The 10,677-nt window shown below is 63.3% G+C and carries 12 protein-coding genes; 8 read left to right on the top strand and 4 right to left on the bottom strand.

All coding sequences use genetic code 11. The features are described from left to right. Positions 1-97 (bottom strand): LysR family transcriptional regulator (locus GEV05_28430; protein ID MPZ47219.1); only part of this gene is annotated, 97 nt, incomplete at its 3' end. 201 nt (positions 98-298) lie between these two features. On the opposite strand from GEV05_28430, the gene GEV05_28425 reads away from it, so the two are divergent. The 5 genes from GEV05_28425 to GEV05_28405 all read left to right on the top strand — a co-directional run bounded on the left by GEV05_28425 (position 299) and on the right by GEV05_28405 (position 4,945). Continuing rightward, the gene (locus GEV05_28425; protein ID MPZ47218.1) at positions 299-1,855 is read left to right on the top strand and encodes an MmgE/PrpD family protein; all 1,557 of its coding nucleotides are present in this window, start codon (positions 299-301) and stop codon (positions 1,853-1,855) included. A gap of 113 nt (positions 1,856-1,968) precedes the next feature. Continuing rightward, entirely contained in the window at positions 1,969-3,042 is a 1,074-nt protein-coding gene (locus GEV05_28420) for a hypothetical protein (GenBank protein ID MPZ47217.1), read from the top strand. Between the two features lie 36 nt (positions 3,043-3,078). Continuing rightward, complete coding sequence (locus tag GEV05_28415; protein MPZ47216.1) at positions 3,079-4,086, top strand: hypothetical protein; 1,008 nt, start codon at positions 3,079-3,081, stop codon at positions 4,084-4,086. Between the two features lie 325 nt (positions 4,087-4,411). Next, positions 4,412-4,702: a hypothetical protein gene (locus tag GEV05_28410; GenBank protein MPZ47215.1), complete on the top strand. Its 291-nt coding sequence runs from the start codon at positions 4,412-4,414 to the stop codon at positions 4,700-4,702. Positions 4,703-4,723: 21 nt separating this feature from the next. Then, entirely contained in the window at positions 4,724-4,945 is a 222-nt protein-coding gene (locus GEV05_28405; GenBank protein ID MPZ47214.1) for a hypothetical protein, read from the top strand. Here GEV05_28405 and GEV05_28400 read toward each other — a convergent pair. The 3 genes from GEV05_28400 to GEV05_28390 form a co-directional block, all read right to left on the bottom strand. Next, a complete protein-coding gene (locus GEV05_28400; protein ID MPZ47213.1) occupies positions 4,906-5,724 on the bottom strand; it encodes a hypothetical protein in 819 nt (272 codons plus the stop codon). The genes GEV05_28405 and GEV05_28400 overlap by 40 nt on opposite strands. A 57-nt stretch (positions 5,725-5,781) precedes the next feature. Beyond that, a complete protein-coding gene (locus GEV05_28395; protein ID MPZ47212.1) occupies positions 5,782-6,069 on the bottom strand; it encodes a hypothetical protein in 288 nt (95 codons plus the stop codon). Positions 6,070-6,498: 429 nt separating this feature from the next. Continuing rightward, on the bottom strand, positions 6,499-7,446 hold the full coding sequence (locus GEV05_28390) for a CysB family HTH-type transcriptional regulator (GenBank protein ID MPZ47211.1): 948 nt from the start codon (positions 7,444-7,446) through the stop codon (positions 6,499-6,501). Positions 7,447-7,552: 106 nt separating this feature from the next. Here GEV05_28390 and GEV05_28385 point away from each other — a divergent pair, with 106 nt between their 5' ends. From GEV05_28385 to GEV05_28375, 3 genes are all read left to right on the top strand, one after another. Further along, entirely contained in the window at positions 7,553-8,689 is a 1,137-nt protein-coding gene (locus GEV05_28385) for a hypothetical protein (protein ID MPZ47210.1), read from the top strand. Further along, positions 8,686-9,588 (top strand): succinate--CoA ligase subunit alpha, encoded by a 903-nt coding sequence (locus GEV05_28380; protein MPZ47209.1) that lies wholly within the window; start codon positions 8,686-8,688, stop codon positions 9,586-9,588. Before GEV05_28385 ends, GEV05_28380 begins: the two co-directional genes overlap by 4 nt. Positions 9,589-9,705: 117 nt before the next feature. Further along, entirely contained in the window at positions 9,706-10,677 is a 972-nt protein-coding gene (locus tag GEV05_28375; protein MPZ47208.1) for a tripartite tricarboxylate transporter substrate binding protein, read from the top strand.

The following is a 10,677-nucleotide window of genomic DNA, read 5'->3' as shown; positions in this document are numbered from 1 at the left end:
TTAGCGCGGGCTGGTCGACTGCGAGCCGGAGCGCCGCCTTCGTGAAGCTCCCCGCCTCGGCCACGGCAACGAAGTACTGGAGCTGCTTGAAGTCCAAGGTTCTGCAATTCCAATTTGGAATATCAGCTAGTCTACCAGCCGCTTCGGAGAGCCCGCGTCCGGTTCTTATAATGGCCGCATCGATGCGCCGTGCCGGCCGCGGCGCACACCAACGACCAGGAAACGGAGAGCGCAACGGTGAATATCCTTGTTCGCATCGCACTGGCTGTCGCGTTCGGCGCGGGCGTTCCGCTCGCGCATGCCGACGACTATCCGTCGAAACCAGTGCGCTTCATCATTGCCTTTCCCCCCGGCGGCAATGCCGACCTCATGGGACGGCTCGCGGCCCAGAAGCTCACCGAGGGGCTCGCCGAGCTGGAAAAGCTGGACAGCTTTTCGATATCCCTCTGAGCTCGACATGAATACTCCCACCGATGGCAAGTCGATTCAGGCCGAAAGCCCCACTGCACGCATCGCGGCGATCATCGCCGGCATAACATCGGAATCGCTCGATGAGCAAGCGTTCGCCGCAGCCAAGCTCCTGATCGCCGACGGCATCGCAGTCGCCCTGGCCGGAAGCGTCGAAGATGCGCCGCAGATCGTCGCCGCACACGTGCACGACATGGGCTGCCGCAGCCAAGCGTCGGTCTGGAGCTTCGGCTTCAAGACCACATCCGCGCAGGCCGCCTTCGCCAATGCCGTCTCGATGCACGTGCTCGACTTCGAGCCGATGTCGAGTCCGCCCACGCACGCCCTTTCGCCCACGCTTCCGGTGGCGCTGGCGCTAGGGGAAATGCTGCAGGCGCCGGGGCGCGAGATCGTGACCGCCTGTGCAAAAGGTTTCGAGATGCAGGGACGGGTGCTGCTCGCTTCGAGCCACGATCGCGGCGCGCTCGCCTTCCATACACCGGGCGTGGTCGGCGTCATGGGCTCGGCAGTGGCCGCTTCGCACCTGCTCGGCCTGCAGCCGCAGCAGATTCAGCACGCGCTTGGCATCGCTGCGTCGCGCTGCGCCGGACTTTCCGCAAACACCGGCTCGATGGTGAAGTGTACGCATTGCGGCAACGTGGCAATCGCAGGGCTCGAGGCGGGGCTGCTCGCCAAGCGCGGTTTCACCGCCAATCCCGCCATCTTCGAAGCCAAGGCCGGCTACGTCGAGACGTTCTTTCCGAAGCATTTCGATTACGAGGCCCTGTTCGCGTTCGGACGGCCGTACCGTTTCGTCGATCCCGGGATGGCGATCAAGTTCTATCCTTCGAAATACCCGACTCATTTCGGCATCGCCGCGGCGACGGCTTTGCGCAAGCGCATCGCCGATCCGAGTGCCATCGAGCGGGTGCACATCGACATCCCCGAGATCGTGGACGCTGATCGGCCCAGGCCCAGGTCGGGTCTCGAAGGCAAGTTCAGCTTCCAGTACACCGTGGCTGCGGCGCTGCTCGATGGCCGCGTGGGCATCGATACGTTCACCGACGATCGCAGGTTTCGCGCCGACATGGTGGGGCTGCTCGACCGTATTCAGCTGACGCGCGATCCGAGCCGCTCCCGGGATACGCGCAACATGCAGGTGGAGGTGAGCGTCGTGTTGCGCGACGGCGCGACGCACAAGGAAGTGTGTGCGCGTCCGCCTGGTTCCTGGGGCGCGCCGATCGATCGGGAAAGCCATCGCGACAAGCTGCGGAGCTGCCTCGGCGTGCGGCTCTCCGACGCGGACGCGGCTACCTTGATCGAGCTGCTGGACCGCCTCGAGCAGCTCGAGGCCGGCGACATTCAGCGCCTCATGGGGCTGCTGCGCGGTCCCGCGCGTCCGAGTTGAACCGGAGCGTCATGCGTGCGGCTTGCAGCTAGCTTCACCGTCGACGCCCGAGATGAGCATGGGCCGCGAAAGCCCAACCACCCCATTCGAGTGCCTGATGACAAGGAGCGGATATGAGCGGCAAGCGTGAGATGTCGATGCTGATCGTGGGCGACGTATTCGTGCTGCGCGACGATCCCCCCAGCGTATTCAGGCACGTGCAGGAGCTGATGCGCTCGGCCGACTTTCTGCTCGGCAACCTGGAGGGCTCGGTCTGCGACACGGGCAAGGCCGTGGACAAGCGCGGCGCCGAGGCATGGAAAGCAGATTCGCGCCAGCTCTCCGCCATCGAAGCGGCCGGGTTTCATGCCATGAACGTGGCCAACAACCACATGATGGATTTCGGCCCGGAGGCGATGCTCGCGACCGTCGACAACCTCGACCGGATCGGAATCGAGCACTGCGGCGGCGGCCGCAACTTCGATGCAGCGCATGCGCCGGCGATCGTGGAGCGCGGCGGCTGCAAGGTGGCAATGCTCGGATACACATGCGTGTTCATGGACAAGTGGGCAGCGCGCCCCGACAGCCCCGGTCTCGCGGTGGTCGGCGCACGAACGTCGTACGAGGCGCCGAAGCGGGTGTTCGAGACACCGGGGTCGCCGCCGATCATCCATACCTGGGCGATCGCCGAGCACAAGGCGCAGCTCGCCAAGGACATCTCGGCTGCCCGCGCTCGCGCCGACATCGTGATCTGCACCTTCCACTGGGGCGTGTCCTCCGGGTTCAGGCACCTGACCGAATACCAGGTCGAGCTCGGCCGGTTCGCGATCGATTCGGGCGCAGACCTGGTGTTCGGTCACCATCCGCACCTGCTGCAGGGGATCGAAGTGCATAACGGCCGCGCCATCTTCTATTCACTCGGCAACTTCACCTTCGCGCGTCACCGGCCGCACAAAGGACACGAGTACGAGACCGGCATGGTCCGGTGCAGCATTCGTGACCGCAAGATCTGCGCGGTCGACTTCCTGCCCGCACGCTGCGATGAGAGCCTCGAGCCCCGCGTGCTGAACATCGAGGAGGGCCGCGACGTAGTCGAGCTGGTCAAAGCCCGCTCGGCAGATTTCGGTGCGACCTTCGTTGCAGGCGAAGACTGCCTGCAGGTCGTGGCCGACTCGGCGACTGGCGTCGAGCGCTCGAAAGCGGCGTAAGCTCTCTCTGACCCTTGTATGAGTGTCCCGACGAGCATGGACGAGTTCGAATTCTTCCTCCGCAAGGAATGGTCCGACGGCTTCCCTGTCGTCACACCGACCGAGCAACGTGTTCAGTGGATGCTGGGTGGCACGAAATGCGATCCGGAGGAAGTCATCGGTCACGTGCCGCCCGCAGGAGAAGTCATGAGCGTTCGCGATGTAGCGATACATGCGCTCATGGCCGGCTGCGCACCCGAGTATCTGCCTGCGGTAATAGGCGCGATGCGTCTCATCCTGCGCGAGGAGTTCAACATGGGCGGGGTGCAGTGCACGATGCACGGCGTCGCCCCGCTCATGATCATCAATGGTCCGCATTCGGAGAAGATCGGCCTGAATGGCGGCAACGGCTGCTTCGGCCCCGGATTTCGTGCCAATGCCACGATCGGCCGGGCGGTGCGTCTGCTACTGATGAACCTGGGCGCGGGGCTCGCCGGTAAAGCATCGGCGACGGTCTTCGCCTCGCCCATTCGCTACACTGCCTGCCTCACCGAGAATATCGCTCATTCGCCATGGGAGACACTCGCAGTTTCGCGCGGGTATTGCGCAGCGGACAACGTGATTGCCTGCGCGATGGTGGAAAGCCCGCGGCTCCATTTCGATGACGTAAGCACGCAACCGGAGCGCCTGCTGCGTGGTATTGCGGACTCCATGACTTCTACAGGCTCGTGGAACATGTGGTTCAGCTCCGACGTCGTGGTCGCGATGACGCCGCAGCACGCGGGATTGTGCGCAGCGGCGGGAATGAGCCGGAAAGAGGTGCAGCAGCGCCTGTGGGAGCTGGCCGAACGGCCGCAAGGGAACCTGAAGCGCGGCGGAAACTGGCGACCCGAACGTGCGCGCGCGATGGGCCTCGATCCGGACGATGACGAGCAGCCCATCAAGGCAGTAAAAGACGTGAACCGCCTGCACCTGATCGTTGCGGGTGGCATAGGCCCGATTACCGCCGTGTGCCACGGCTGGAATGAATCCAGCCGCGCGGTGCATGGAAGGTATGAAGCGTGAAACAGAGATCACAAGCGCAGTCACTTCCTTCACCGGCCATGTGCATGCAAGGTATGGACCGTGAAGCAGAAACCATAGCCCTCGTAAGCGCTCATATTGAAATTCCGGAAAGCGGTTGACAAGCCGCTTTCCGCACGACGCTCCCCTCTCCCTCCGGGAGAGGGGCTGGGGGGTGAGGCCGGGAATTCGCGGACCATGGTCCGCGCCGGCCGAACGGCATCGGCCTGCATGCCGATGCGCGCACTGCAAGTGAGGGAATCGAGCGTCAAGCACTTACCGAAAGCTCGATAATTGAGCGCTTACATAGTTTTGCGAGGAGATCGAGATGTCCGACGAGTTACCGTTCATAGACCCGACACGCGGCGGCAGCAAGGTGCGGCTTCAGCGCGCGCCGCGCCCGATGGACCTTGCGGGCAAAGTGGTGGGCCTGCTCGACAACACCAAGGAGCAGGGAGACCTCATACTCGCGGCGGTAGGCGAGGGACTGCGCGAGCGTCACGGTGTCGCCAAGGTGGTCAGCCGGCGCAAGGCGTTTTTCTCCAGACCTGCCGATCCCGCGCTTCTGGATGAGATGGCGAACGAGGTGCAGGTTGCCGTAGCAGCTCTCGGCGGATGAGGGTCCTGCACGTTGTGCAGTGTGCACGACACGGTCGAGTTCGAGAAGCGCGGGATACCGGCAACCGTCATTTTGACGGGCGTATTCACCAACGCGGCCATCCATCAGTTCCGCGCTCGCGGGCTTGAAGGACACCCGTTCATCGAGTTGCCCCATCCGGTCAGCAATCTGACCGCGGAGCAGATGCGTGAGCTGACGCTGCGCTACGTGGACGAGATCGCACGGCAGCTGACGAGCCGATAGGTTGTCGTGCGAGGCCACTCCCACGCCGCCAACACAGCATGGCCTGGCTCGCCGCCAGTGTGGTGAATCGTAAATTCGTCGTAATTCGTCATTCCCGCGCACGCGGGAATCCAGAACGAGACTCCGCCTGGACCCCTGCGTTCGCGGGGGTGACGAACTTCTGAATTCATCCCGCCGTTGAAGCCGAGGAGGCGCGCAAGCGGGCCGTTCACGATGATCCAGGGTGCAGCCGAATTGGTTGTCGCCTGTATGCCCTGGAGGTTGAATCGGCGCTGCGCCACTGCTTCGACCGCGGCAATGACCACCGGCAGAAATTCCGGCTTGCAACCCGCCATTACGGCGTTGATCGCGATGGTTTCGATGCTGGCCTGCCCGAAACCGGGTGCAATGTGCGCGACGACCTCGTGCGGTGCCCGGTGAGTCATCCGCAATGCCCGCTCGACGCGGGCCGGCGTCGGCGCAACGAGCGGTAATCCGTCGCTCCAGCGGCGTTCGATGCACAGTTCCTGGAATGCGTCGAATTCGTCGGACACTTCGATCTGCTGCGCACGTCCTCCGTAGGCAGCAGGCCTGTCGCTGCGCCGCGTTTCGTCCTTCCCGCCGAGCGCGAGCCGGGCGATGTCATCGACGCAGCGCTCCGCGATCGCCCGCACTTCCTCACGGGTGTGCAGGCCGAAAGGATGCGGAACAACCGCGATCGGCGTATCGGCTCCGCCGAGCGCCTCGAGCTGCGCACGCCCGAGCGGGATGAAAGAGGTCGAGCACACGACCATGGCCACTGCGCCGCGTTTTCTCGCTTCGATACTGTCGTGGACACTCCACGACGTGCAGCCGCCTCAGTCGCCCGAGCCGGTGATGACGAGATCGCACTTCCGGGCCATTTCGTCGAGAGCGCTTTCGGCTACCGGTATCGATGCCGAGCGCTTGCGATGGCGGATCACTGACGCGGCGCCGTAGCGCGCGACCAGAAGCTGCGCGAGATCGTCGGCGAGATGATTGAAATTGGGCTTCGAATTGTCGATGAAGCCGACGATCTTGCCCTGCAGCGAATCCAGCGCACGCCAGGGTGCGTGCGTCGCGGTGCCGATCGCAGCTGCGGGATCGAGAATGATCGTCTTGCTCATGCGATTCTCCTGCGCATTGTCCCGCCGCAGCGCCTTCATTGCTTGCCCTGCGCGCGGACGCTAGGGTCCTGGGTCAGAAGTTCGTCACCCCCGCGAACGCGGGGGTCCATGCGGGGTTTCGTTCTGGATTCCCGCTTGCGCGGGAATGACGATATACGACGAATTTTCGATTCACCAAAACTATTGATCGTTCCGTATTGGACGACAGTCCAATACGGACGCGACGCTCCCCTCTCCCCCCGGGAGAGGGGTTGGGGGGTGAGGCCGGGAATTCGCGGACCATGGTCCGCGCCGGCCGAACGGCATCGGCCTGCATGCCGATGCGCGCACTGCAAGTGAGGGACGAGCGTGACATGAAATAGGGAACGCTCGATAGATTGCGGCTATGTTAAGCGGAAGGCTTGCGCCGCTCCAAGCGCTTTGCCTTCGTTACCTGAATGGGGCTCTTCGCGTCGCCGAGCCTGCGAGCGCCTTTTCGACCACCGCTCGCTTGAGATGCGGCGCGAACATTTCGATGAACGCATACGTATAACCGCGAAGATAGTGGTTGCGCCGCATGCCGATGTGTATCGTATTCGGCGCGAACAGATGACTCGCGTCAATGGCGCGTAAGGCCTTGTCGCGCTTGCGGTCGTACGCCATCGCTGGAACGATGGCGATGCCGAGGCCGGATTCCACGTAAGTCTTGATCACGTCCGCGTCGATCGCGTTCAGCACGATGGTCGGCCGCAGGCCTTTGGCCTCGAACGCCCCGAGCGTTTTGGACCGACCGATAAAAGCGTAGTCGTAGGTGATGAGCGGATAACCTGCGAGCCTTTCCAGCGTGAGTCTCTTGGCCCTGAGCAGCGGATGGCGCACCGGTGTGAGAACGATACGCTGCAATTCGTAGCAAGGCAGCAATACCACTTCGGCAAGAGGATCCAGCGGCTCGGTCGCTATCGATACGTCGGCATTACCCGATGCGACGAGAAAGGACACTTCGGCCGGCGTGCCCTGCCTCAAGCTCAGCTGCACCTCCGGATAGCGTTGCTTGAACCGCCGTATGACGTCGGGCAACGCGTAGCGCGCCTGTGTATGCGTGGTGGCGACTGTGAGGCTGCCGTGATGTTCACCCGAGTGCTCCCGCGCCGCCTCCAGGACGGCGTGCGCGCTTTCCAGCGTACGTTCGGCGAGGGCCTGAATTTCGCTGCCCGCCGCGCTCAGTCGCACGAGACGCTTGCGGTTGCGCACGAACAGCTCCACGGCCAACTCCTGCTCCAGGAGTTGCAGTTGCCGGCTCAAAGCGGGCTGCGAAACGCCGAGCGTAATGGCTGCCTTCGAGATATTCAGATCGTTCCGGGCGACCGCGCTGAGGTAGCGCAACTGCTGCAGCGTCATGACGGTAAGTGCATAACCATAGGTTTGAATAATATAACTGTTCATTGTTGGCGTGCATAGCACCACGACCGTATAGTGGAGCCATACCGATGGAGGAAGAACGAAGATGATGATGCTCGAGTGGAAGGGCAAGCGGCTGCTTGCCTCCGCCGGCATAAACGTCCCGGCAGGCGTGGTGATTGCGCGCGAGTCGTCGATCGGCGCGGCGGTGGCTGAAGTGGCGACATTTCCGGTAGCTGTCAAAGCGCAGGTTCGTAGCGGCGGACGTGGCAAACAAGGCGGCGTCCGGCGCGTCGACGCGCAAGCGGATCTTGTGCCTGTTGTGCAAGCTATGCTCGACACCAGCTACGGCGGCGAATTGCCCGATGCGGTCCTGATCGAACCCTGGCTCCCGATCGAGCGCGAGTGCTATCTCTCGGTGGCAGTCGACGGCCGCGCCGAAGGCTACGTGGTCATGTACGCGCCTCGAGGCGGCATCGATATCGAAGACGGCCCTCCCCCCGCGCGCTACCCGGTAGGCGCGCCATGGAACTTCCGTGTCCACGCCTTACGGGCCGTGCTTCAAGAGGTCGAGAGCGACTATCAATGGCGCGAGAAAGTCGTCGTCCTTGCCCAGCGTCTCGTGCGGCTCGCGGCGATGCACGACTGCAGCACCATCGAGATCAATCCATTGGTGCAGCTCAGCGACGGCTCGGCGATCGCGGCCGACGCAAAGATCGCGCGCGACGAGTGGGCGCACTTTCGAAATGACGAAATCCGCCAGATGCGTGAAGCGGACAGGCGCCGAGCCGACCCGTTGCTGCGCGCTTCACTCGAGATGGGCCACATGTATGTGCGCCTGGATGGCGATATCGGGCTGATATCCGGGGGCGCGGGCATGACCATGGCGGCGATGGACATGATCGCGGCGAAGGGCGGACGACCTGCGTGCTTTCTCGATGCAAGCCCTGGGCCGACGTCGACGCGCGGCTATCGCCCGGCGCTCGCCATGCTCGATGCCGATCCGCAAGTGAAGGTGATCCTCGTCAGCGTGTTCGGCGGAGGCACCCAGATGCAGCGCGTGGCCAATTCGATGAAGGAGCTCATGGCCGAACGCAAGAGCAGCAAGCCCATGGTATTCCGCCTCGATGGCACGAACGTCGATCAGGTGCCGGCAATTCTCGATGAGTTCGGTGCCCACAATCACGCAACACTGGAGGAAGCCGTGGCGGAAGCCGTGCGTCTGGCGAGGAGCGCCACATGAGCATACTTCTGGACCGCAACAATCGCGTCCTCGTGCAGGGCGCGACGGGTCAGATGGGCACGTTTTTCGTCGAAGACGCGCGCAAGTACGGCACCACCATCGTCGCCGGTGTCTCTCCCGGGCGCGAGGGTACGACGGTCGGGGCAGACGTGCCGGTATTCGCCAATGTGCGTATCGCCTGCGCAGAAACCGGCGCCGACACGGCGATCGTCTTCGTTCCACCCGCTCTAGTGCTCGGTGCGATCATCGAGGCGATCGAGGCGGGCTGCCGGCTGGTGGTTGCGACGGCCGACGAGTTACCGGTTCTCGATACGATCGAGATCAGGGCTGCCGCACGTGCGAACGGCACGGCATTCGTGGGCCCCAATTCGCCTGGCCTGATATCGCCCGGAAAAGCGAAGCTCGGGTTCATGCCTTCCTTCTGTTATCGCGAAGGCAACGTCGGTGTGATCTCGCGCAGCGGATCGCTCTCCTACGAGGGTGCGAAGCGGTTGACGCGGGCCGGCATCGGTCAGTCCACGGTGATCGGCATCGGCGGCGATCCGGTGAAAGGCACGACGGCGGCCGAAGCGCTGGCGCTTTTCCATGCGGATCCCGCTACGACCGCGGTGCTCTACCTGGGCGAGATCGGCGGATCGGAAGAAATCTTCGTTGCGGAATACGCCGCGCGTGCCGATGCGAAACCGGTCGCCGCGCTCATCGTCGGGCAGACGGCTCCGCCCGGCAAGAAAATGGGCCACGCCGCCGCACTGATCGGCTCCAAAGCCGAAGGTCACGAAGCGAAGATCGCGATGCTGCGCGCGGCTGGCGTGCACGTTGCCAACGGCGCGGGCGAAGTCATGGCAGCGACTCGGCAGGCACTGGCGAACGCGCGAACCGCCAATACCAAAGACGCATGACATCGGAAACCGGTAGTGCGAAAGACGCATGATGCCCTCAACCGGCGATACGAAAGACGCAGGACACATGTTTACCCGAAGCGGCGCACACAGTCGAAACGACCCCGAGAGGAGAAAATGGAAATGAATGCATCGAGACTACTACCGCTGCTGGTGCTGGCGGCTACGGCAGCACCCGCGGTTGCCGCCGAGTCGACGTACCCGAACAGACCCATACGCGTCATCGTGGGCTTTCCGCCCTCGGGTTCTGCGGACATTTTTGCCCGATTGATGGGGCAGCAGCTGACCGATGCGTGGGGGCAATCGGTCGTTGTCGACAACCGTCCCGGTGCCGGAAGCACGATGGGCTCGGAAATCGTTGCAAACTCGACGCCTGACGGCTACACCTTGATGGTGGTATCGGCAAGCTTCTCGACCAGCGCCGGGCTCTACACCAACCTCAAGTACGATCCGGTGAAGTCGTTTCAGCCGATTACGGTCATTGCCTCGGCCCCGAACGTCTGTCTTGCTCACCCCGCAGTTCCGGTGAAGAACGTGGGGGAGCTCATAGCGCTCGCCAAATCGAACCCGCGCAAGTTCAACATGGGTTCAGCCGGCACCGGCAGCATTACGCACCTGTCCGGAGAGCTCTTCACCAGCATGGCGGGCATCGAGGTTCAACAGGTGCCTTACAAAGGCGGTGGTCCTGCGCTACAGGCCGTAGTTGGCAACCAGATTCACCTGACATTTCTTTCGCTCAGCGCTTCGCTCGGGCAGGTGAAGGCCGGTCGCGTGAAGGCGCTCGGTGTCACCTCCGCCAAGCGGTCTCAAATCTTGCCGGATGTTCCGGCGATCGGCGAGTTCGTTCCGGGCTACCAGGCAACCAACTGGTTCGCGATGCTGGCCCCGGCTGCAGTGCCTAAGCCGATCATCGACAAGATCAACAAGCAGGCCGTGGCGATCCTGCGCAACCCGGAGGTTGCCGGCGCCATCAGGAAGCAGGGCGCGGAACCGGAAGGCGGGTCGCCTGAAGAGACCGCGAAGTTCGTCCGCAGCGAAATCGCCAAGTGGTCGAAAGTGATCAAGTCGATCGGCCTGAAAGCCAACTAG

The sequence above is a fragment of the Betaproteobacteria bacterium genome (assembly GCA_009377585.1).
Classification (GTDB): Bacteria; Pseudomonadota; Gammaproteobacteria; order Burkholderiales; family WYBJ01; genus WYBJ01.
Note: the sequence above shows the minus strand (reverse complement) of the source record. Positions and strands in the feature narration are given on the sequence as shown.